Source organism: Stenotrophomonas maltophilia group sp. vghtpe118 (assembly GCF_052605195.1).
The window spans coordinates 3,017,535-3,039,676 of sequence record NZ_CP199672.1 but is presented as its reverse complement, the minus strand read 5'-3'; the positions used below and the strand labels follow the sequence as shown (position 1 = coordinate 3,039,676).

Here is a 22,142-nt window from a genome sequence, read left to right as displayed (position 1 = left end):
TCTCCTTGGGTTCGCCGCTATACCGCTTCATTCGCGGATGGGATTCTTTCGCTCGGCGGGAGGGCACCAATGCCCACTGCCGCCGCGTGAAGTGCAATCTGGCGGCAGGGGCGTGGAGCGGGCGTGAACGGTTCGGCGATCCGTTCAGCAGGGGACGGTCAGTCGCGCATCAGGGTGGACTTGCCGAACAGGCTTTCCACCAGGTCCACGGCCAGTTCGGCGGTGGCATTCTGCTTGTCCAGCAAGGGGTTGAGCTCGACGATGTCCAGCGAACCCATGCGCCCGGTGTCGGCGATCATTTCCATCACCAGCTGCGCCTCCCGATAGTTCACCCCACCCGGCACCGTGGTGCCGACGCCCGGCGCGATGCTGGGGTCGAGGAAGTCGACATCGAAGCTGACATGCAGGTGGGTGTTCTCATCGATGCCGGCCAGCGCCGCTTCCACCGCGCGTTTCATGCCGTTCTCGTCGATGTAGCGCATGTCATAGACATCCACCTTGTGGGTCTTGATCAGGCGCTTCTCTTCCGGGTCCACCGAACGGATGCCGATCTGGTGCATCTGCGCCGGGGTGATCGCCGGTGCGCTGCCGCCCAGACGGGTCAGCGCGTCCGGGCCGAGGCCGCACAGGCAGGCCACCGGCATGCCGTGGATGTTGCCCGACGGCGTGACATCGCTGGTGTTGAAGTCCGAATGCGCGTCCAGCCACAGCACGCGCAGATTCTTCCCCTGCTCGCGGCACCAGCGCGCGACGGCGGTGATCGAACCGATGCCCAGGCAATGGTCGCCACCGAGCATGATCGGCATGCGCCCGGCCTGCAGCTCGGCGTAGCTGGCTTCCATCAGTGCGCGGTTCCAGGCCACCACCTCATCCAGGTGGCGGTAGCCCTCCACCGGCGCGGTCCACGGGTTGCGCGGGCCATCCAGGTTGCCCACGTCGCGCACGTCCACGCCGCGCGCTTCCAGCGCCTCCGGCAGGCCCGCCACGCGCAGCGCCTCCGGCCCCAGCCGTGCGCCGCGATGGCCCGCACCGACATCGGTGGGAACGCCAATCAGGGATACGGAAATGGGATGGGCCATGGGTGCCTCCTGCGGTGCGGAAAAAGAAGCACAGTCTAGCCAGAGCTGTGTGACACCACTCGCGGCGGTGCAGCAGGGCATGGGTCAGATCGCCGCGGCCTGCCAGCCGTATCCGGTCAGGCATTCCAGCGCTGGGTCGTCAGGAATTGGACCTTCCGCGATCCACCTCACATCCCGGTCGGTTTCGCCTCTTACGCAAGGCTGTTGTTGTGTCCACGCTGCGCAGGCACCCTGAAGGTGCCGCCTCACTTCCTCAATCATGGAGCTCCACGCGCATGAAACATGCACTCAATGGACTTGCGGTACTGGCAATTGCCCTGGGCGGACTGTTTCCCGCCGCTGCCAGTGCACCCTCGCAACGCATCACGCATACGGTGACCTCCGATGCGTATCCCATGCAGACGGCAGGCGCACGCCAGGTACTCGACTGGGTGGCGCAGCGGGTGAAGCCGTCGTTCGCCCCGCAGGGCTACGGCAACGTACAGGTGGAACGACAGGCAGTCTCCGTAGGCCGTGCGTCTGCACGCTCGGACGAATCGATTCCCGGCAAGCTGCCGGACCAGGGCATTCCCGGTGAGATCTACCGGGTGGAAAACCTGCTTCCCGACGGCTCCATCCAGACGTGGGAATTCACCTGGGTGGAACCCTCATCCGGCCATGGCGGCGGCTGGGACGTAACCGGCTACACCTACAAGAAGGGAAACGACCCGGTGAACCAGCAGTAGCGGGACGGGGGGCAACGCGCACCGCGCTGCCCCCTTAGACACGCCGCCGCCGCGCCTCAACCGCCGCGGCGGCGAACCGGCGTCAGGCTCTGCACCTGGCCGCTGTTGCGCATCATGCACAGGAAGCGGCCATCCGGATAATCGATGATGAGTTCCTGGTAATCGCTGCCCACCGGCATCTGGGTGACCAGCGCGCCCTGAGCGCCCTTGCGCATGTTGCAGGCGCCCAACGCGGTATCGCCTGCCGGCGCCGGGGTGGTCACCGAAGACACATTGCGGAACACCGCGCGGCAGCCGCCATTGACCCACACCGAGTGCCGCGACAGGCCCCAGTTCTTACCTTCCTCGCATCGGGTGTGGCTGAGCTGGCGCACGATTTCCACATTGCCGCGGGTATTCAGATCGCACGACACCTGCTGCTCGTCAGTGGATTCGCAGGTGACTTCGCGCGGTAGCGCGGCGTCGCCGGTAGCAACCTCGCGCGGGTGTGCGCCATTTGCGGCGGGCGCAGATGTTCCACTGGCGCTGACCTGGCAGATGCCGTTGGCGCCGCCACGGCCGGTATAGCTGATCTGCGGCGTACCGTCATCGCTGCGGCTGATCGACAGGGTGATGCCGCTGTTGGCGTCGCGGGCTTCGAAATAGCGGTCGTTGAAACGTTTCAGCGTGGCCTCGCGGCCCTGCACATAGACCGACCCGCCATCGTCTGCGTGAACATCGATGTCGCCCGGGCAGCTGGCGTTGAAGAACGGCACGGCGGCCATGGCCGGGGCCACGAAAGCGGCGGACAACAATGCGGAGGTGAGCGACAGGGCATGGCGACGCATGTGCGGCTTCCGAAGGGCATGTATCCCCAGTATGTGTCGGGGGTCTGCAAATGGTCTGTGAGGAGAATCAAAAAAGCCGGCAGCGCATTCGGGCGTTTGTGTTTGCTATGGTAGCTGTGGAGCCTTGCCCGGGCTGTTAAGTCACCTTTACTTCGTGGGCCAGCTCAGGGCATACGGCAGCGATGGTTCGGGCAGATTTCTCGCTGATGGCGCCACTGCGCAATCTGTCGCTTCTGGCATTGCGATGCCCGAAACGGGCCAAACGCGATAATTCATTTTTCCTTTCAGATCTCCCGATGCCATCGAAACAAACGACTGGCAGGCGGTGATTTCACGTGCGCATGATGAATCGCCACCTGCAAAGGTGGCCGGGTCTTCCAAGCCCGCGTAATCGATGCTGTATACGCTTGCCAGCCGGCGCCGTCTTCCCAAGCGGCGCCGGCTGGCAATCCGTTCGCCGATCGACGGCGGGCGGTGCGTGGGGGCCCCGTGCCCGCCGGCTCATCGATTCCCGGTCTTGGAAGCCACGCATCGCCCGCCACCCTGCCGTGGCGGCACCTCTGTTCCTGCCGAGGATGCCCGCATGTCCAGAACCTACCACCCGTACCTGACCGCCACCCTCGGCGAGGCGGCTCTGCGCCTGCCACCTGAACTGGCGCAGCCATTGGAAGCCGCTTTCGCCGCTGCGAACGAAGCGCCTGCGTCCATCAACCTGCCCAGCTGCCTGCAGCGCATCCGCGCCGGTGATGCCGCCGATGGACAGCCGTGGACGGGGCCCGCCAGCACACCCGGCCAAGCGGTGGCCGCCGCGCGCCGGGATCGCGCCGCGGTTGGCCTGGTGTCGTTGTTGGAGCTGTATCACGCCACCGAGCGCGTGCGCGTGGACGGGGAAGAGAAGGACGACATCGGCGACGGCACCCGCGAAGGGCTGATGCTGGCCTGCCGGGGGCTGGCGGAGTATGTGGCGTTGCAGGTGGGTGGGAGGTAGCTGGCGAGAGCATCTGCACAACCACTTGGATTCTACTTCGTTGTGGAATGTTTCCTTGCACTCGCACACGCGCGACTCGTTACCGAGGGTGATACTCGACGACACCGACAGATACTCAATACCAAGACCGAAGTCACATCCACCCCTGTCGATCTCATGTCAACTGCTCCGCGTGGTTTCGAAACCACGGTGCACCACGCATCCTTCTAGACCAAGGAGAGATCTAGCATGAGAATGAATTCCAAGAGCATATTGGCCGCCTCCACTATCGCATTGGGAAGCGCACTCCTGTTCACAGGTTGCAATCTGAAGAGTGTTCGAGCTTATGGCGAGTGCAGCGGAAAACAAACAGGTGGAGGGGAATGCAAGGCGGGTATGGAAGTTATCTGGGAAGGGGACGGTGGTGGGAAGAAGAGCATTTACAACTCCCTGCTGTCGTCTCTTAGCGTGCTTCCAGATGCCGCGATGTTTGAGCTGGATACATCCGGATCAACCATACCGTATCCTGCCACGGGCAATGCGGTACTTCGGGTAAAGAACGTCGCTACGGGCGCAATCAGCGCGTCCCAGACGTTTTCATGGGTCAGGACAGGCACAGTGATCCGAGTTGCAGACCCAAACGCCGTGAATGCTTGGATTTACGCCAATGTGGGTAATGGTGATGCCTTGAGCTACGACCTGCTCCCCTTCCATTCGGCATACGGTAGTGGCCCGCAGGTTATCGCTGGGCAGGCCAAACAGGAGGGCATTATCAAGGCGAGCTACTACCTGGAGTTCGAAGGACGGGATTGCGTCAACCACCCGTCGCCGCACTTGTGCATGGAGATGTAGTAAACAACAGAAGATGCGGGTGCGCCTTAAGCGCCCGCGCCTTTGGGAGAAAGGATGAAAGGAGTCGTACTCGCCGCATTCGCAACCTCCCTCCTGGCAGGCTGTGCCACACCGATCGGATTGCCACAAGGCATCCCGCCGGATGGCTACACCGAGCTGGTGTCCACGCCTCTCGGGCCATTCCGCTACTTCCGGTCCCTGTCCATTGTTCCGGGGCACAGAAGCTTGCCGCCTCTGGAATCGTTTCAGTGCACGCATACCCAGCACGAAATCGTGCTCATGATGGCTGCAGGATCACAGGTTGATGCTGCAGATACCTGCAAGCGCATTGATGCAGCAGCAAGGTTCTCCGAATCATGGATAGAAGCAAAGGCGAACAGATACAGGATCCTTCTCGCGCCAACGGATACCGCCGCGACTATACAGTCGCGTACTTTTGGATCGTTCTCGGGTGGGAAGACGTTGGCACTTGCGGCTTCGATACATGACGACCGCGAACGGACTGTTGCGAACCTTGTCGATCTGGTCGCACACGAGACATTCCATGCGCTAGGTCATGCCACAAGACACCCTCAGGCGCTTGATGAACGCATCGCCTACTACGCCGGCATCTGCGCACAGCTTCAGGTGAACGGCGTTGTTCGAGAAGATTCGCTGCCTGGAGCCGCCATCGGCACGGACGACGATGCAGTGCAGCTGTCTTCGCAAGCGGCCTATCGCGTCCGTCTCGAGACCTATCCCCTTCTCGCTAATGGCGGCATTCAACTCAAGGAGCAATCCGGCGAACGTATGCTCCAACGTTGCAGTCAACTCAAAAGGGGCATTGCGGTGCCACGGTGAGCTTGTCTGCAGGCCCCCATTCTTCCCCAGAACGGCAACGCACAAAAAAACCCGCCATTGCAGCAGGTTGATTGTTCTCCGTGGACATGTGCGGATGCCAAGGGATCGAAGATGGTGCCGCTTATCCGAATCGAACGGATGACCTACTGTTTACAAGACAGTTGCTCTACCAACTGAGCTAAAGCGGCATGGGTGGTGCACCGGCGGCAGCGCCGCGGTCAGGGGATTCTAGCGCAACCGCGTGCATTCCAGCGACCGGCTCTGCGCCGCGCCGCTGCGCTGCTGGGCCTGGGCCGGCTGCGTGCCCGCCGCCAGCTGCCCTTCCAGCCACCATTGGCCGGCGTCGCCGCTGGCGACCAGGCGCGGCTGGAAGCCGGCGGCCTGCACCGCCGCCATGCGCCGTTCGGCGCCTTCGCGGTTGCGGTACTGGCCCAGCGCCACGGCGTTGGCCTCCTCGCCCTGGCTGATGATGTAGTAGTCGCTCAGGCCGGCGGCGACGATGCGCTTCACGGTGGCCTGGGCTTCGTCACGGTTGGCGGCGGCCGGCAGCATCACCCGGTAGCGGGCACTGCCGCTGGCAGCGGGCTGTTCGCGCAGGCGCGCTTGGCTGAGCAGCGTGCCGGCCTTGTCCTGCGCGCCGCTGGCGGCAGCGCGGTCGGCGAACGGGCCCAGCGCGACGCAGCGCGGCGGCTCGGCGGCCGCGGGCGGGGTTACGGGCTTTTCCGCTGCCGGAACGGGTGCAGGCGGTGTTCCCGGCTTGGCAGCGTCAGCAACCGGCGTAGCGTCAGCCACCTGCGGCCTGGCGATCTCCGGCTTTGCCGGCGCAACGGGCGCGGGCGTCGCAGCCACCGCGGTCTTCGCCGCCGGTTCGCGCTCCATCAGCGGTGCGGTCGGGGCGGCCGCAGTGGCCTCGGCTGCGGCATTGGCATCCGCGCCACCCGGCACCCACCGCAGCTCGGCGACGCCAGCCGGTTGCGGCGCAGGCGCAGGCTTCTGCGGCGCATCGCGCAGCAGCCACCAGCAGGCGACGCCGAGATTGAGAATGGCCAGTACGACGATCAGGGCACGGGTCAGCATGCGCGGATACTAGCGCGCGGGCTGGTGCACCGCCCAGCGGGCGAGGCCATCCAGCACCAGCGAGGGGTGGTAATCGGCAGCGGGCAGCAACGGCATCAGCGCCGGTGCGCCGCCACCGTGCACGAGCAGCGACGGTGCCACGCCCAGCAGCGTGTGCGCGTGCTGTGCGCTGCGTTCAATCAGCGCCACCGCAGCGCCATCGCAGCCGGAGGCCAGCGCGTCGGCGGTGTCGTTGGCGAACTCACTGTAGCCGCCACCGGTCGCGGGCAGCTGCACGGCACGGGCATGCAGTGCTTCGCGCATGGTGGTGGGCGATGCGGAGATGCGGCCACCGTGGTGCTGGCCGTCGGCGTCGAGCAGATCAATCGTCAGTGCGGTGCCCACGCCGACCACCAGCACCGGGCGCTGCGCCTTGGCCGCAGCCAGCAGGGCGAGGAAGCGGTCGACGCCGAACTTTTCCGGCCTGGCATAGGCAATGCGCACGCCGGCGCATTCGGCGCTGGTGCGCACTACATGCACATGCTCGAAGCGACGCTGCAGCTGGTCCAGCATGGCGCTGGTCAGCGATGGTGCGGCCACGCTGGCCACGAACGCGGTGCGGCCGCTGGGCAGGCTGTGCGGCGGCTGCCCGGCCATGCCTTCGGCGCCATGCGCCCAGGCCTGTACGTCACCGGCACGGTCACCCTGCAACGGCGCGAACTTGAAGCGCGAGTTGCCGAGGTCGAACAACCAATCGCTCATGCCGCCCTCACGCTGACTTCGCCGGCGTGCAGCAGGCGTTCCTGGCCATCGATGCGCACGCGCAATGCGCCGTCATCGGCCAGGCCAAGCGCAGTACCGTGCTGCCACTGCCCATCCAGTTCCACGCGCACTTCGCGGCCGGCCAGCATGTCGAAGGCAGCGTAGCGCGGCAGGAACGGAGCGAGGCCTTCGCGATCGAATTCTTCCAGCGCCGGCAGCAGGCGCGCCAGCACGGCAGCAACCACCCCATTGCGGTCCACCGGCTTGCCGGCCAACGTGTCCAGGTCCACCCACGGCTGGGTGATCTGCTCGCCGAACGACGGCGGCATGTGGGTGTTGATGCCGATGCCGATCACCGCGCGCGCCGGGCCGGCGTATTCGCCACCGCCCTCGGCAAGCAGGCCGACCAGCTTGCGCTTGCCATCGACGATCAGGTCGTTCGGCCACTTCAACTGCGCTTGGGTGTAGCCCAGGTCGTGCAGCGCTTCGGCCACGGCAATGCCGGCCACCAGGCTCAACCCGGCCAGGCGGCCGAGGCCGCCGGAGTACAGGCGCATCACCGACAGGTAGATATGCGCGGCCAACGGCGAGGCCCAGGTGCGGCCACGACGGCCGCGGCCACCGGTCTGGCGTTCGGCCAGCAGCACGCTGACCCCGCGCTGGGGCGCGCTGCACCGCAGCAATTCAGCATTGGTGGAGTCCACCGTCCAGGCCACCTGCAGGTCGTGCAGCAGGGCCTGGGCATCGGCGGGCAGGCCGGCGCGGATCGCCGCCGGGTCCAGCAGGTCGACCGGGCGGGTCAGGCCATAGCCCTCGCCAGCACGGCCCTCGATGTCCACACCTGCGGCCCTAAGCCCTTGAATACGCTTCCAAATAGCCGCCCGGGTCTGGCCCAGCTCTCGGGCCAGGGCGTCGCCGGACAGGCGACCGGCAGCGAGTTTGGCCAGCAATTGGCGATCGTCCACGGCAGCTTCCACGAAGTCAGGCAGGAATTATGCGGGAAAGCCGCCAGCGACGCCTGCCACGCTGGGTTCCGCAGGGGCTTCCAACGAGGCGCCGGGTTCGGGCTAGAATCGGGAACTCACCCTCCCTTAACGTGGATGTCGTCAATGCGCCGTTATGCCCATTGCCTGATCCTGCTGATGATGCCCTTCACGGCGTCTGCAACGGCAGCGCTGGACGACAGCCGGGGCGCCTGCGTGTCCTCCAACGGTGATGCCGCCTCGCAGCGCGCGCCGACCGCGACCGCCTCGGCTGCGACCACCAAGCCGGCACCGGTACGCCCTGCGGCCAGCAGTGCCACCAGCACCGGGGGCGGCGGCAGCGACGACGACGTGCTGCAGCGCATCCGTGCGCCGAAGTGGCACAGCTACCTGCCGGGAATGTTCCGCTGATCAAGTCGTTGCTGCAGTGGCTGCGGCCCTCGCCGCGGCCGATCGACGATGCGCTTTGGGAAGACGCCTGCCGCCGTGCGGCCTGGCTGCGCGGCCTGCACGATGAACGCCGCGCGCGACTGCGCGTGCTGGCCACGCGCTTCCTGCATGAGAAGACCATTACCCCTGTCGGTGAACTGCAACTGCAGGCTGGCGATGGCGTGCTGCTGGCCGCACTGTGCTGCCTGCCGCTGCTGGAATTCGGCGAAGTGGGGCTGGAAGGCTGGTCGCAGCTGATCGTCTACCCGGATGCGTTCCGCGTGCACCGCAGCCACATGGATGCGGCCGGCGTGCTGCACGAGTGGGATGACGAGCTGATCGGCGAGTCGTGGGACAGTGGTCCGTTGATCCTGTCCTGGGCCGACGTGCAGGCCGACCTGGCCGCGCCGCACGACGGCTACTGCGTGGCGGTGCATGAGATGGTGCACAAGCTCGATGCGCTGGATGGTGCGATGGACGGCACACCGCCGCTGCCGCGGCAATGGCAGCGCGAGTGGGCGGCCACGTTCCAGCGCGCCTACGATGCCTTCTGTGCGCAGGTGGACGCAGGCGAAGAGACCCTGATCGATCCGTATGCGGCCGAGGCGCCGGAGGAGTTCTTCGCGGTGGCCAGCGAGTACCACTTCTCGGCACCGGATCTGCTGCAGCAGGCGTTGCCGGAGGTCGCCGCGCAGCTGCGGCGGTTCTACGGCGAGCCGCCGAAGATCGAAATGCCGTAGTGCCGGCCGCTGGCCGGCAACCTCATGATCTTCGATGGCATTGCTTGGTTGCCGGCCAGCGGCCGGCACTACCGATCAACGAGGTTTACGGCCCCGGCGGCAAGCGCACTTCGAAGCGGGCGCCACCCAGTTCGGCCGAACGGCCCACGCTCAGTTCGCCGCGGTAGTCCTTGATCAGGTCCTGCACGATCGACAGGCCGATGCCGTGGCCCTGCACGCGCTCGTCGCCACGCACGCCACGCTGCAGCACCTTGCCGATGTCATCCGGGGCGATGCCCGGGCCATCGTCGTCCACCGCCAGCAGCAGGCCGGCACGGCGCGCGTTCGGCGCCGGCAGCGGCTGCGCGGTCAGCAGCACGCGGCGGTTGGCCCACTTGAAGGCGTTCTCCAGCAGGTTGCCGAGCAGTTCCTGCAGGTCACCCGGCTCGCCGTGGAAACGCGCGGCCGGGTCGATATCGAATTCGCACAGCACGCCCTTGGCGGCGTAGACCTTTTCCAGGCCACGCACGATTTCCTCGGCGTTGGACTCGATCGGCAGCGGCGCGGAGAACAGCTTGTGGCCCGACGAGGCCGCGCGTGCCAGCTGGTACGAAACCAGGTTGTTCATGCGCTGCAGCTGCACGTCCAGTTCTTCGCGCAGCGCACCGTCGCCGGCGCCGCTGTCCATCTGCGTGCGCAGTACCGCGATTGGCGTTTTCAGGCTGTGCGCCAGATCGGCAAGGGTATTGCGCTGGCGCTCGAGGTTCTCGCGCTCGCTTTCGATGAAGGCGTTGATGCTGTCGGTCAGCGGTTCCAGCTCGCGCGGGTGGCGCTCGCTCATGCGCTCGGTCTCGCCGCGCTGCACCTTGGTCAGCTCGGTGATCACCCGGCGCAGCGGGCGCAGGCTCCACTGCAGGATGACGGTCTGCAGCAGCAGCAGGATCAGGCCGATGCCGCCCAGGTAGAACCAGACGCGGCCACGGAACACGCGCAGCTGCGCACCCAGCGCGCGCGAGTCTTCCATCACATAGATGGTGTAGGGGAATTCGGTGGCGGGGTCGGCGTCGGCGCCCCACACCAGGCCCAGGCCATAGCGGTACACCGAGCCCTGGCTGCCATCGATCTGGATCATCGGCAGCGGGCCTTCGAACACCTCCTGGCGCGGCGCCAGCAGGCCGCCACCGACGGTGGGCAGCATCGGGCCTTCGGCGGACATCGAATTGCCCTTGCCGTGCGGCATCACCACCTGCAGGTACAGGCCACTGCCAGGTACGTCGAAGCGCGAATCCGGCGGCTGCTCGCGGATGTACAGCGAGCGGTCGCGGGTGAAGTCGATGCCGGCCGCGTAGGAGGTGGCGTAGTTCTTCAGGCGCTCACGCAGGTTCGCCTTCGCCGTATCGGCGAAGGCGGCGTCGAGCGCGTAACCGGCCAGCGCCAGGAACGCGACCAGGCCCACGGACGCGGCGAGCATCTGGCGCGCCTGCAGTGAGCGCGGCCGCCAGCGTCGGAAGAACCACAGACGGCCGGACATCGTGTTATCGCCAGGGTGAGCCGGCTCAGCCCTCGTTGCGCGGGATCGCGAAACGGTAGCCGCGACCGCGCACGGTCTCGATCGGCTTCAGTTCGCCATCCGGATCCAGCTTCTTGCGCAGGCGGCCGATGAAGACCTCCAGCACGTTGGAGTCGCGGTCGAAGTCCTGCTGGTAGATGTGTTCGGTGAGGTCGGCCTTGGAGACCAGTTCACCGGCATGCATCATCAGGTACTCCAGCACCTTGTACTCGTAGCTGGTCAGGTCGACATTGCTGCCGGCCACGCTGACCGTCTGGGCAGCAAGGTCCAGGGCGACCGGGCCGCATTCCAGGGTCGGCTTGCTCCAGCCGGCGGCGCGGCGCAGCAGCGCGTTGACGCGGGCCAGCAGCTCTTCGACGTGGAACGGCTTGACCAGGTAATCGTCGGCGCCCTGCTTCAGGCCCTCGACTTTGTCCTGCCAGCTCGAACGCGCGGTCAGGATCAGTACCGGGAACTTCTTGCCTTCGTCACGCAGGGCCTTGATCAGCTCCATGCCCGACATCTTGGGCAGGCCGAGGTCGATGATGCCGACATCGAACGGAACTTCGCGCCCCATGTAGAGGCCTTCCTCGCCGTCCTGCGCAGCATCGACGGCAAAGCCTTCGCGCTTGAGCCGGGCTGCCAGGGTCTCACGCAGCGGGGCTTCGTCTTCGACCAGAAGGATACGCATGAACTCTCCCTAGTGTCCTGGGTGTGGCCCGGAGGCCTGTGGGGTACGGGTTGATACCGACGACTATCCCTGTTCAGGGGTTATCGCCGCGTAGTGATGACATATCCGACCGCGGCGTGCGCGGCTGTGAACGCGACGGGGCGGGGTCGTCCATGTAGCGGACCCGGCCCCGGTCGTCCATGTACTTCACCCGGTTGATATCACGACCATCGAACGGCACGCGCTCGGCGCCGAGGATGTGGCCGCCGGTGCTGCGCTGCACGCGGCGCACGGCATCGGACAGCGAACGTTCGTCGCCACGGTTGCCACGCTCTCCCCGATCCATCATTTCCGCCCGCGCCTGCTCGCCGCGCGGCGGCTGTTGCGCCAGCGCCGAAGACAGCGGCGCAGCCGACAGCACCACGCAGGTGGCCAGGGCAATGCGGCAATGGAAGGGAGCGGAAGACATCGATGCGATCCTAGCCGAGCACGGCGATTCGTTCAAAAGTCGTAAATCCGGATGCCGGGTTCGGGACACGGCGCTTTACAAATCCTTTGCAAATTCTTGGTTTGGGGCAGTGAATCCGGTCTGAACTTTTCCGGTCGCAGCCCCGCGATGTTCAGCTAGGTGAACATTCGGGACGAATCGCCGTCCCTTGTCAAGTCAGGAATGTGACTGCGGTCACGCTGCAGCGCGATCGGCTTCGCGCTCGGTGACCGACAGCGCCTGCTCGACCAGGCTCCAGTCGGCGCCCGGGCGGTGTGCGCCCTCGCTCAGCACCTGGCGGAACGCGCGGCCACCGGGCTGGCCGTGGAACAGGCCGAGCAGGTGGCGGGTGATGTGCTTCAGCGCCAGGCCTTCGCCCAGGCGCGCTTCCACGTAGGGACGCAGCGTGCGCAGCAGGTCGCTGCGGGCCTGCAGCCGGGCGCCGGTCTGCAGCGCCTCCAGCTGATGCAGCAGGTAGGGGTCGTGGTAGGCCGCGCGGCCCAGCATCACGCCATCGACGTGCGCGGCCTGCGCCTGCACCGCCTCGATGGTGGCCAGGCCGCCATTGAGCACCACCGGCAGTGCCGGGCGCTCGTGCTTCAGCCGGTAGGCCCAGTCGTACTTCAACGGCGGAACCTCGCGGTTCTCCTTCGGCGACAGGCCCTTCAGCCAGGCATTGCGGGCGTGCACCACCACCATCGCGGCGCCGGCCTCGACCTGGCGATCGACGAAACTGGCGAATACCTCGTAGTTGTCGTCTTCGTCCACGCCCAAGCGGCATTTCACCGTCACCGGGATGTCCACTGCCTCGACCATGGCCGACACGCATTCGGCCACCAGCACCGGCTCGCGCATCAGGCAGGCACCAAAGCGCCCGGCCTGCACGCGGTCGGACGGACAGCCGCAGTTGAGGTTGACCTCGTCGTAGCCCCAGTCGGCGGCGATGCGCGCGGCCTGCGCCAGCAGCGCCGGATCGCTGCCACCGAGCTGCAGTGCCAGCGGCTGTTCGCTGACATCGAAACCGAGCAGGCGCTGGCGATCGCCATGGATGACCGCATTGGCGTGCACCATTTCGGTGTACAGCCGCGCACCCGGCGCCAGCAGGCGGTGGAACACCCGGCAATGGCGGTCGGTCCAGTCCATCATGGGCGCGACGGACAGGCGCAGGGAATCAGCGTAACGGGCGGTGGCGGACGTCATCGGGCGGTTGATCGTGGAGACTGGCATTGCCAGTGAGATCAATAGTTTACACCGGGCGGATGAATGGCGGCGGGCAGCCGGGATGCAGGCCGGGTTGCCGCTGCCGCCCTTGCGTGGGGATACTCGGTACGCGAGTTCCTGTTGCACCGCATCTGTTGGAAGGGAAGCCACAATGAAACCGACTGCATCCTCGCTGGCGGGCTCTGGCCTCGCCTGCCTCACCCTGCTGGCGGGACTGGCCTTGGGCAGTGGTTGCAGCAGCGTCCGCGACACGCGCCTTGCGGAGATCAAGCCCGGCCCACGATGCGACTTCACCGAAGGCGCCACCTTCGACAACCGGCCGTCCTACCTGTCGGCCGGACAGGAAAATGCGCCCATCGGCGCGCTTTCCAGGCTCTTTGGCGTCTACAACAAGGACATCCACCAGATCACGATCCGCCAGGAGGCGAGCCGGCTGGTGGCCCGCTTCCTGCCGCCGACGGCACCGGCATCGAGGCTGCAGGCAGCGCTTCCAGCAAGAGCTACAGCGCCGAAGGAGAACAGCTGGTCATCAACCGGTGGTCATCGTGCAAACCGGGCGAGGCCGGCGCCGGCTGCATCTGGTCGCGCGTGGAACTGTCCTGCACGGTGGAAAACGATCCGGTGGTGAAGCAGGTGGACGGAGGCGCGGTCCTGCTGGCCCTGATCATCCCGATGGGCCAGCGCAGGACCCAGTTCGGGGTGTACCGGCGGGTCGACCCTGCAGAATGAATCGACAGAAGGCCCCGGGTCGTTGGGCCCGGAGCCTTCGGCCACAGTGCAGCAGGCTTACAGGCCGCGGTTGCGCACCTGCTCCTGCTGCTGTTCCTGCACGCGTTGGTTGAACTGGACATCCAGTTCCTCGGTCTGGCGGGTGCTGGCCTCGACCGACTGCGACACGGCCTGTCGGCTGTCGACGAAGGTGCGCTGCGCAGCCGGGTCGCCGACATTGCCCTGCACGGCGAACAAGCCGCTGCCATCCGGGCGTGCGACCACATGGTCGATCTGGCGCATGCCGGCGACCTTGCTCTCGTAGGCCAGCTGGCCGGCGGCGCGTTCGGTTTCCTGCGCATTGGCGAACAGCGGGCACAGGCCAGCCTGCACGCGCTGCTGCTGCAGCTCCTGTAGTTTCTCCAGGGCCTGGTTGAAGCGCGGATTCTCGGCATGCGAAGGATCGCGCATGCTGGGCGCTGCCGGTGCGGTCGGTTCGGCGCGTGCCGGGGCGGCGGCGGTCTGCGCGCCGGCTTTCACTGCGGCCGGGTCGTCCAGGCGCGCCAGGGTCTGGCGGCCGGCCTTGCCATCCTGCTCCAGGCCGTTGTTGGCCTGGAACTGCTTGACCGCTGCCAGCGTGTCCTTGCCAAAGATGCCATCGGTGCCCAGCGCCTTGCCGTCGGCGGCGGTGTAACCCAACGCGGCCAGCTTGCCCTGCAGCGCCTTGATCTCATCGCCGCGTTCGCCCTTCACCAGCATGCCGTCGGCCATCGGCGCCTGCTGCGTGGCGCGTGCGGCCTGCGCTGCTTCCGGCCCCTGCGCGTGTACCTTGCCGCCGAGGGTGATGCGGTCGTTGAGCATGTCGCCGAGGTAGCGGCGGAACTGCGCCGGCTCCACTTCGATATGCGCATGCACCGGTTTGCTGCCGGCGTTCGACTGCTTGATCAGCGGAGCGCCGTACTCGACGAAGTCACCGTTCTTGTAGGGCGACGTGCCAGCGGCGCCGTGCAGCACCTGGCCTACCAGCTCACGGCGCGGATCGCCGGCCGGGTGGCTGTAGAGGCTGATCGAATTGGTCGCGTCCTTGTTGAACTGCGCGTAGCCGGCCACCGGGTTCGGAATCATCACATCGCGGCTGCCCAGGCGATCGGTGAGGATCAGGTCCTTGCGCACCAGCGGAATGTCATTCTTGTCCTCACGTGTGCGGATGTTCTCCATCTCGCCTTCGACCATGCCCGATTGGCGGTCGGCCTTGCGGGCATCGCCGGTGCGCACGGCTTCGGCATTGGTGTTGGGATGATGGATCTTCAGTTCGCGATAGGCCGTTTCGCCACTGATGCCGTGGGCCAGCGTGCGGTTGCTGGTGACATTGCCGTAGGGCTCGATCACCGTGATGCGGCCGCCACCGGGGGCGGCCGCCACCGGCGCACCATCCGTAGAGGGCGCCTTCGGCTCGTGGCGTTCTGGCGAGGGTACCGATGGCGGTGCCGGTGTCTGTGCGGGTGGGCGAACCCCGGCGTTCAGTGCAGACAGCGTGTCACGCCCCGCCTTGCCATCTTCTTCCAGCCCATGCGCCTTCTGGAACTGACGCACCGCGTGGTAGGTATCGCTGCCGAAATCGCCGTCGGGCTTCAGCACCTTGCCATCCACACCGGTGTAGCCGGCCTGCGCCAGCTTCTGCTGCAGCGCGAGCACTTCATTGCCGCGTTCGCCCTGCACCAGCACACCGTCGGCCATCGGTGCACGCGCCGGGCGCGCGGCGGACTGACGATGCGCCGGCTCGCCGAACGCCTGTTCGTAGGTCTTGCCCTGGTACGGCTGCGGGTCGTGGTTGATCCTGTCGTAGCGCGCCAGCGCAACCAGCTCGGACTTTTCATTGAGCGTGCGCTCGCGCAGCGAATCCCACTGCTTGGGCGAGCTCTCGAAATGGCGCTGGACGTTGGCGTGCTTGTAATCCTGCACGGCCCTGACAATCTGCTCGTCACTCAGCTCGGACAGCTTGTAATCATCACCATAGGCTTGTTTCAGGCCGTTCTGGAATACACCACGGGTCATGTTGCGATACTGCACCGACGTGCTCCACAGCGCGTCCTGCACGGCAGGGCCGCGACCTTGCAGGTCCACGCCGACCTTCTTCAGGCGATCCATCTGCACGTCGTAATACTGGTGCTGGATGAAATCGTGCTGTTCCTGGGCGAAGCCCTTTTCGTCGCGTGCGGCCAACGCTTTCCAGCGCTCGCTGAAGGCTTCCGTCGCAGGTTTCAGGCCGTGGAACTGGTCCGCATAGCGGGACGACTTCAGGTACTCGTCCACCCCGCCAACGGCGCTGGCGAACTGGTAGCTGCCATAGGACACGCCGCCATGGTCACCCTTGCCCGAGGAAATCCAGCCTGGACCACGGTTGTCGGTTTCAAAACGGGCGGAGGTCTGGCCGCGATGCCAGTGTTCCATCGCCTTCCTTGCATCGGTCACTACATCCATGTCGAAGGACTCCTCTCAGTTGGCAATGCGGTGGATTGAGGTCACTTGCTGCGTGCAGCGGCCTGCAGCTGGTCAACGCGGTTGGCCACGCGGTTGATGCGGCACGACTGCGCGTCCAGCCTCTGGCCCTGGCCATCGGTTTTGGGATCCCAGCGGCAATGGCGATTGGTGTCCGACCACCAGGCAGCCTGCGCATCCATCCAGTCATCCTTGGCCTTGCTGTCGGGACTTGCCACGACACCGGCGACGATCTCGGCCAAGCGGTCTTCCTGGTAACTCAACTCCTCGTCGCCACATGCCTGCAGGCGTGCTGTCACCGCTTCGCTGGCGTCCACGCAACGGGTGTACGCAGGACGCAGGTTGGCCTGGGTGTAGGAGGCATCGGGCAGCGGCGCGGGAAAGTCATCGGCATCCGCGTCGGCATCGGCGGCTGTAGTTGCAGGCGTCGCGCTGGCCGGTGTCGATGTGGCTGCCGGTGTGGGCTCATCTGCGCTGGCGGCAGCGGCAACCGTGGCGCTGTCGGCCGAAGGGGCCTGGCAGGCGCCCAGCAACAGGCACATCACCAGCGCAATTCCGCGTCGGATTTCAAAGGCGGATCGATCAATGCGCGCAGGCGCGCTCAAGGCTTGCATTGCTTGCTTCTCCCTGGTGAGTCGCCGGGTGGGTCGGCAAAGAGGAGCCGTCCATCGGCCCCATCACGGTGAGGATGCTACGCCAGCGCAGAATGCCGATGCCTGACTGAATTCAGGTTTCAGCCGACATCAACGGCGCTCGCGCGCCTGCAGTTCCACCGCGCGGTTGGCGTAGCGGTTGATGAGGCACGACTGCGCGTCCAGCGCCTGGCCCACGCTCTCTGTAGCCGGGCTGCAGCGCTTGTCGGTGTCCTCGGCCCAAGTGGCCTGTTCGTCCATCCAGCGGTCCTTGGCCGGACTGTCGGGGCCGTTCATCAGGCGCGCCACTTCGGCCTGCAGCTGCGTCTGGTGGTAGGCCAGCTCGGTATCGCCGCAGGCCTGGATATGGTCGTTCATGCCACGGGCCTGCTGCACACAGCGGATGAATTCCGGGCGAAGCGTTGCCTGGGTGTAGGAGGTATCGGGCGGGCCGCTCTGCGCCATCAATGCGTCGGCACGGTTGGCCACGCGGAACAGGCGGCACTCCTGTGCCTTCAGGTCATCCACACCGGCATTGGTCGGAGCGGAGCAATGACGGTCGGTATCGCTGCGCCAGGTCGCCTGGGTGGCAAGGAACGCCTGCTTCGCAGCAGCGTCGAGCCCGGTCACAGTCTTGCTGGCACCCTCCTGCAGGCGCCCTTCCTGATAGGCCAGTTCATCCTTGCCGCAGGCCTGCAGCTTGCCCGCATCCTCCACGCCATCCACGCACCAGCCATAAGCCGGGCGCAGGCGACCGTCCGTGTAGGACGCATCCGGGTACCGAGAGGAATCACCGGTCACTGCATGGGGGGGCGCTGCCGGCGCTGCCGCGGCGAGCGGAACCGGAGCGGCCGCCGCTTCGGCCGATGCCGGGGTAGAAGGCGCCTGGCACGCGGTGAGCACCAGGCACAGGGCCAGCACCTTCCAGTACCGACGGCCGGAGGCGATCTGTTCATTGCCCCCATGGGCATCCATTACCTGCATTGCTTGCATCTCCCTTGCTTGTGGCCAGCGGGTGCCGGCCGGGAGGGTCCGTCCATCGGCCCCGATCACGGTGCAGATCCTACGACAGCGGCGGTTTCAGATGGCTGACTGAATTCAGCTTGCGCGGACGGCACCGCAGAAACCTGACGCGACCAACTTTGGAGCGGTGGTGGCCTGCTGCGACCGGCCACCACCGCTCCGTCACAGCTCGTTGGGCCGATCAGGCTGCACGATCGGCGCGTGCGTTTCGTAATCGGTCTGCTTCCAACCGCCCCCACCCTCTCCCGCAACCCACTGGAACGTCCAGGTTTCCACGAAGCCACCGGGAAGCTCATTGGTGATGGTGATCTTCTCACCGGCAGCACCCGAGGCCGGAAGCGGAACGGGAGGGGCCACTGCGGCAGAGGCCCAGGCATCGGAGGGGGGCCGGCGCTGCTGCACCGTAATCGTGCCCAGCTCCATCGTCCGCCGATCCGCATCCGGGATGCTGTCCAGCCACCGTGCGATCGCCGCCGCCTCAGCGGTTCCTGCGCGGTGGTGGGAAACATGTTCGATAACGATGCGGGGCGAGGTCGCAACCGCACTGGGCGATAGCGCCGTCAAGCCAAGACCCAGTGCGGAGTACAGAAGTACCGGAAACACGCGTATTGCGATCATCTCTCGTCCTTTTCCGATCTGTGCCGAATGCACGAAATCACAGTGCATCCGGTGAAGGCAGGCCTCAATCAGAAAACTTGCAAGCGAAAACAGCAAGCGGCCATCAGTACGCACCGCCCCTGTCCCCCACCTGTTCGATCAGCGTCTGGCTGGCCGCGTTGAGGCCGACAACACTGACTTCGGCGCCATGCGCGGTCAGCTTTTCCTGTGCGCGTTGCAGCGCGGCGACGGCAGTCAGATCCCACAGGTGGGCCTCCCGCAGGTCGATCTGTACCTTCGGCGCCACGTGCTGGTAGTCAAACGCCGCGCCCAGCTGGCCGGCGGACGCAAAGAACACCTGCCCGCGTACGCGGTAGACCTGCGTGTCTCCGGCATCCTCGCGCTGCACCTCCAGCATGCGGCCCACCTTGCGGGCGAAGAACAGGGCAGACAACAGCACGCCGCTGAGCACACCCTTGGCCAGGTCGTGGGTGGCCACGGTGACCACCACGGTCAGCAGCATCACTGCCGACGAGCTGCGCGGATGCGTGCGCAGGTCGCGCAGCGAGCGCCAGCTGAAAGTGCCGATGCTGACCATGATCATCACCGCCACCAGCGCAGCCATCGGGATCTGCCGCACCAGGTCGCTGCCGTACACCACCAGCACCAGCAGCAGCACGCCGGCCACCAGGCAGGACAGGCGGCCGCGGCCACCAGACGTCACGTTGATGACCGACTGGCCGATCATCGCGCAGCCGGCCATGCCACCGAGGAACCCGGTGACCGTGTTGGCCACGCCCTGGCCGACGCATTCGCGGTTGCGCTCGCTGGGCGTCTCGGTGATGTCCTCGACGATCTGCAGGGTCATCATCGATTCGAGCAAGCCGACCACGGCCAGCGTGGCCGACACCGGCAGCAGGATGCGCAGCGTTTCCCAGCTGAGCGGTACATCGGGGATGAGGAACTGCGGCAGGCTGTCCGGCAACTGGCCCATGTCACCAACACTGCGCACGTCCACGCCAAAGCCGATCACTACGGCGGTGAGCACGACGATTGCCACCAGCGGCGAAGGCACAGAGCGGGTGAGGCGCGGCAGCAGGTAGATGATCGCCAGTGCGGCGGCACACAGCACGTAGACGGCGGGGCCGTGGCCGATCAGTTCCGGCATCTGCGCCAGGAAGATCAGGATCGCCAGCGCGTTGACGAAGCCGGTGATGACCGAGCGCGAGACGAATCGCATCAGCGACCCAAGCTTGAACACACCGGCCAGCACCTGCAGCAGGCCAGCCAGGATGCTGGCGGCGAACAGGTACTGCAGGCCATGGTCCTTGACCAGGTCGACCATCACCAGCGCCATTGCACCGGTGGCGGCGGAGATCATGCCCGGCCGGCCGCCAGCGATGGCGGTGACCACCGCGATGGAAAACGCGGCGTACAGGCCGACCTTGGGGTCGACGCCGGCGATGAGCGAGAAGGCGATGGCCTCGGGAATCAGGGCCAGGGCGACGACCATGCCGGACAGCAGATCACCACGGATGTTGCCGAGCCATTGCTGGCGCAGGGGGTAGGACGTTTGCATGGAAAAACTCCGCGCGCACGCGGGCGTGGCCGCATGGCGCTGCAGTGGAAAGACGCGGGTTCCTGAGCCGGGCGGGCCGGCTGCCGAGGTGCGGCAAGGGTCAGGGTGGCGTGATCACTGCAGGCGGGAATCGGTACGTGGGGGGGACGCAGTCTACGGCACAGGGCTGCCAAGGGACAGCGTCGACAGCCCGCAACGGCAGCGGAGCATGGCTCCGCTCTACAATCGCGCCATGGCCACCGACCACGCACAGTTCTTCGATCCCGCCACCGAACAAGGCGTGCTGCGCCTGTCCATCGCCGCCTCACTGCTGCTGGCCGCGGCAGCGGTGGTGTTCGGCCTGCTGGCCAATTCCTCGCTGATCATCTTCGACGGCATCTACGGCCTGATCGATGTGGTGATGACCTGGCTGTCACTGCTGGTCGCGCGGCTGATCGCACTGTCCACCAGCACCGACGCGCTGCAGTCGCGGCTCAACCAGCGCTTCACCATGGGTTTCTGGCACCTGGAGCCGATCGTGCTGGGGGTGAGCGGCACGCTGATGATCGGCGCGGCGCTGTATGCGCTGGTCAATGCGGTCGACGCGCTGATGTCCGGCGGTCGCCACATCGCGCTCGGTCCGGCCATCGCCTTCGCCGGGTTGTCGATCGTCGGCGAAGGTGCGCTGGCCTGGTTCGTGCTGCGCGCCAACCGCCGCATCGGTTCGGAGTTCATCGCACTGGACGCGAAGAACTGGGTGATCGCCGCCAGCATGTCGGCCTGCTATCTGCTGGCCTTCCTTGGCGGCGTGCTGGTGCAGGGCACCTCGCTGGCGTGGGTCGGGCCGTACATCGACCCGGCGATCCTCGCCTTCGTCTGCGTGCTGGTGATGATCGCCCCGCTCGGCACCGTGCGCCGGGCGCTGGCCGGCATCCTGCTGGTCACCCCGCCGGAACTGCAGGCGCATGTGGATGCGGTGGCACGCGCGATCGTGGCCAGGCACGGCTTCGTCGAGCACCGCAGCTACGTCGCGCAGGTGGGGCGTGGCGAGCAGATCGAGCTGTTCTTTGTGGTGCCGGAAGACGACCCGCCGCGGCCCCTGGTCGAATGGGACCGGCTGCGCGACGAGATCGGCGAAGCGCTGGGCGAGGCCTCGCCGGACCGCTGGCTGACCATCATGTTCACCACCGACCGCGAGTGGACGATCTAGGCCGGCAGGACGATCGATCAAGTTTTTCGTACGCGTTGCAACCCAACGTACGCGGAAAGCGGGCAAAGTAGGCTCCAACGCAACACCCACCCACTGACCAGGAGCATCCCGATGTCCATCGAAAAGGTTCTGTACACCGCCCAGGCCACCTCTACCGGCGGCCGCGAAGGCCGTTCCGTCTCCTCCGACAACGTGCTGGACATCCAGCTGTCGACCCCGCGCGAGCTGGGCGGCGCCGGCGGCCCGGGCACCAACCCGGAACAACTGTTCGCCGCCGGCTACTCGGCCTGCTTCCTGGGCGCGTTGAAGTTCGTGGCCGGCCAGGCCAAGGTCGCGTTGCCGGCCGACACCACCGTCACCGGCAAGGTCGGCATCGGTCAGATCCCGACCGGTTTCGGCATCGAGGCCGAGCTGACCATCAACGTGCCGGGCGTGCCGCGCGAGCAGGTCGAAGAGCTTGTGCAGAAGGCGCACATCGTGTGCCCGTACTCGAATGCCACCCGCGGCAACATCGACGTGACGCTGATCGTTGCCTGATGCGGTGCTGCCGGCCAACGGCCGGCACTACCCGCGCGCGGTGAAAAAAAATGGGCGGATGCCGGTCGAAACCGAGCATCCGCCCATCCCACCTCGGGTGGGCCCCGGCACGTGGCCGGGGACGCATTCGCTACGGCGCGCATCCATCCTTCTGGAGGAGAGCCCCCTTGTTGTTCAAGGGGGTGCGCCAACGGCGCGGGGATAAGGTGGAA

At 66.3% G+C, this 22,142-nt stretch carries 23 protein-coding genes and 1 tRNA gene; 9 read left to right on the top strand and 15 right to left on the bottom strand.

Translation table 11 applies throughout. The features are described from left to right. Positions 1-158: 158 nt before the first annotated feature. Complete coding sequence (gene rocF, locus ACUDTM_RS13840) at positions 159-1,079, bottom strand: arginase (protein WP_005420594.1); 921 nt, start codon at positions 1,077-1,079, stop codon at positions 159-161. 275 nt (positions 1,080-1,354) lie between these two features. Between rocF and ACUDTM_RS13835 the strand changes: the two genes are divergently transcribed. Beyond that, positions 1,355-1,804 (top strand): hypothetical protein, encoded by a 450-nt coding sequence (locus tag ACUDTM_RS13835; protein WP_053498765.1) that lies wholly within the window; start codon positions 1,355-1,357, stop codon positions 1,802-1,804. Between the two features lie 56 nt (positions 1,805-1,860). Here ACUDTM_RS13835 and ACUDTM_RS13830 read toward each other — a convergent pair whose 3' ends face one another. Then, complete coding sequence (locus ACUDTM_RS13830; RefSeq protein ID WP_111007553.1) at positions 1,861-2,631, bottom strand: DUF3011 domain-containing protein; 771 nt, start codon at positions 2,629-2,631, stop codon at positions 1,861-1,863. Between the two features lie 583 nt (positions 2,632-3,214). On the opposite strand from ACUDTM_RS13830, the gene ACUDTM_RS13825 reads away from it, so the two are divergent. The 3 genes from ACUDTM_RS13825 (at position 3,215) to ACUDTM_RS13815 (ending at position 5,290) form a co-directional block, all read left to right on the top strand. Beyond that, positions 3,215-3,619, top strand: coding sequence for a hypothetical protein (locus ACUDTM_RS13825; RefSeq protein WP_088497255.1), 405 nt, complete (start codon positions 3,215-3,217; stop codon positions 3,617-3,619). A gap of 228 nt (positions 3,620-3,847) precedes the next feature. Then, entirely contained in the window at positions 3,848-4,450 is a 603-nt protein-coding gene (locus ACUDTM_RS13820) for a hypothetical protein (RefSeq protein ID WP_143592544.1), read from the top strand. A 54-nt stretch (positions 4,451-4,504) separates the two neighbouring features. After that, positions 4,505-5,290, top strand: a complete 786-nt coding sequence (locus tag ACUDTM_RS13815; RefSeq protein ID WP_143592545.1) for a hypothetical protein — start codon at positions 4,505-4,507, stop codon at positions 5,288-5,290. Between the two features lie 112 nt (positions 5,291-5,402). Here ACUDTM_RS13815 and ACUDTM_RS13810 read toward each other — a convergent pair. From ACUDTM_RS13810 to birA, 4 genes are all read right to left on the bottom strand, one after another. Continuing rightward, positions 5,403-5,478, bottom strand: a tRNA-Thr gene (locus ACUDTM_RS13810). 40 nt (positions 5,479-5,518) lie between these two features. Next, positions 5,519-6,367, bottom strand: a complete 849-nt coding sequence (locus ACUDTM_RS13805) for an SPOR domain-containing protein (protein ID WP_088497257.1) — start codon at positions 6,365-6,367, stop codon at positions 5,519-5,521. A 9-nt stretch (positions 6,368-6,376) separates the two neighbouring features. Further along, positions 6,377-7,108, bottom strand: coding sequence for a type III pantothenate kinase (locus ACUDTM_RS13800; protein WP_053498757.1), 732 nt, complete (start codon positions 7,106-7,108; stop codon positions 6,377-6,379). Continuing rightward, positions 7,105-8,073: a bifunctional biotin--[acetyl-CoA-carboxylase] ligase/biotin operon repressor BirA gene (gene birA / locus ACUDTM_RS13795; protein ID WP_053498755.1), complete on the bottom strand. Its 969-nt coding sequence runs from the start codon at positions 8,071-8,073 to the stop codon at positions 7,105-7,107. The genes ACUDTM_RS13800 and birA overlap by 4 nt, the downstream gene beginning before the upstream one ends. Positions 8,074-8,217: 144 nt before the next feature. Here birA and ACUDTM_RS13790 point away from each other — a divergent pair, with 144 nt between their 5' ends. Further along, complete coding sequence (locus ACUDTM_RS13790) at positions 8,218-8,502, top strand: hypothetical protein (protein WP_072168732.1); 285 nt, start codon at positions 8,218-8,220, stop codon at positions 8,500-8,502. Then, positions 8,469-9,260 (top strand): M90 family metallopeptidase, encoded by a 792-nt coding sequence (locus tag ACUDTM_RS13785; protein ID WP_188241606.1) that lies wholly within the window; start codon positions 8,469-8,471, stop codon positions 9,258-9,260. The genes ACUDTM_RS13790 and ACUDTM_RS13785 overlap by 34 nt, the downstream gene beginning before the upstream one ends. A gap of 85 nt (positions 9,261-9,345) precedes the next feature. Here ACUDTM_RS13785 and ACUDTM_RS13780 read toward each other — a convergent pair whose 3' ends face one another. The 4 genes from ACUDTM_RS13780 to dusA form a co-directional block, all read right to left on the bottom strand. Further along, on the bottom strand, positions 9,346-10,770 hold the full coding sequence (locus tag ACUDTM_RS13780) for an ATP-binding protein (protein WP_065185596.1): 1,425 nt from the start codon (positions 10,768-10,770) through the stop codon (positions 9,346-9,348). A gap of 25 nt (positions 10,771-10,795) precedes the next feature. Then, the gene (locus ACUDTM_RS13775) at positions 10,796-11,479 is read right to left on the bottom strand and encodes a response regulator transcription factor (protein WP_004136763.1); all 684 of its coding nucleotides are present in this window, start codon (positions 11,477-11,479) and stop codon (positions 10,796-10,798) included. A gap of 73 nt (positions 11,480-11,552) precedes the next feature. Continuing rightward, positions 11,553-11,927 (bottom strand): hypothetical protein, encoded by a 375-nt coding sequence (locus tag ACUDTM_RS13770; protein ID WP_005420623.1) that lies wholly within the window; start codon positions 11,925-11,927, stop codon positions 11,553-11,555. Between the two features lie 213 nt (positions 11,928-12,140). Beyond that, complete coding sequence (gene dusA, locus ACUDTM_RS13765) at positions 12,141-13,172, bottom strand: tRNA dihydrouridine(20/20a) synthase DusA (protein WP_334271728.1); 1,032 nt, start codon at positions 13,170-13,172, stop codon at positions 12,141-12,143. 145 nt (positions 13,173-13,317) lie between these two features. On the opposite strand from dusA, the gene ACUDTM_RS13760 reads away from it, so the two are divergent. Then, positions 13,318-13,794, top strand: a complete 477-nt coding sequence (locus ACUDTM_RS13760) for a hypothetical protein (protein WP_353080342.1) — start codon at positions 13,318-13,320, stop codon at positions 13,792-13,794. A 158-nt stretch (positions 13,795-13,952) separates the two neighbouring features. Here the strand turns inward: ACUDTM_RS13760 and ACUDTM_RS13755 are convergent, their stop codons facing one another. The 5 genes from ACUDTM_RS13755 to ACUDTM_RS13735 form a co-directional block, all read right to left on the bottom strand. After that, positions 13,953-16,355, bottom strand: coding sequence for a peptidoglycan-binding domain-containing protein (locus ACUDTM_RS13755; protein WP_353080341.1), 2,403 nt, complete (start codon positions 16,353-16,355; stop codon positions 13,953-13,955). 41 nt (positions 16,356-16,396) lie between these two features. Beyond that, positions 16,397-16,987 carry a lysozyme inhibitor LprI family protein gene (locus tag ACUDTM_RS13750; RefSeq protein WP_080150383.1) on the bottom strand — a complete coding sequence of 197 codons (591 nt, stop codon included), beginning with the start codon at positions 16,985-16,987 and terminating at the stop codon, positions 16,397-16,399. 129 nt (positions 16,988-17,116) lie between these two features. After that, entirely contained in the window at positions 17,117-17,980 is an 864-nt protein-coding gene (locus tag ACUDTM_RS13745; RefSeq protein ID WP_105163268.1) for a lysozyme inhibitor LprI family protein, read from the bottom strand. A gap of 210 nt (positions 17,981-18,190) precedes the next feature. Then, positions 18,191-18,742 carry a hypothetical protein gene (locus ACUDTM_RS13740; RefSeq protein WP_223483434.1) on the bottom strand — a complete coding sequence of 184 codons (552 nt, stop codon included), beginning with the start codon at positions 18,740-18,742 and terminating at the stop codon, positions 18,191-18,193. A gap of 7 nt (positions 18,743-18,749) precedes the next feature. Next, the gene (locus tag ACUDTM_RS13735) at positions 18,750-20,204 is read right to left on the bottom strand and encodes a SulP family inorganic anion transporter (protein WP_438915218.1); all 1,455 of its coding nucleotides are present in this window, start codon (positions 20,202-20,204) and stop codon (positions 18,750-18,752) included. A gap of 208 nt (positions 20,205-20,412) precedes the next feature. Between ACUDTM_RS13735 and ACUDTM_RS13730 the strand changes: the two genes are divergently transcribed. Together ACUDTM_RS13730 and ACUDTM_RS13725 are read left to right on the top strand one after the other, a co-directional pair. Continuing rightward, a complete protein-coding gene (locus ACUDTM_RS13730) occupies positions 20,413-21,393 on the top strand; it encodes a cation diffusion facilitator family transporter (RefSeq protein ID WP_072168736.1) in 981 nt (326 codons plus the stop codon). 111 nt (positions 21,394-21,504) lie between these two features. Continuing rightward, positions 21,505-21,930 carry an organic hydroperoxide resistance protein gene (locus ACUDTM_RS13725; RefSeq protein ID WP_004153735.1) on the top strand — a complete coding sequence of 142 codons (426 nt, stop codon included), beginning with the start codon at positions 21,505-21,507 and terminating at the stop codon, positions 21,928-21,930. Positions 21,931-22,142 lie beyond the last annotated feature (212 nt).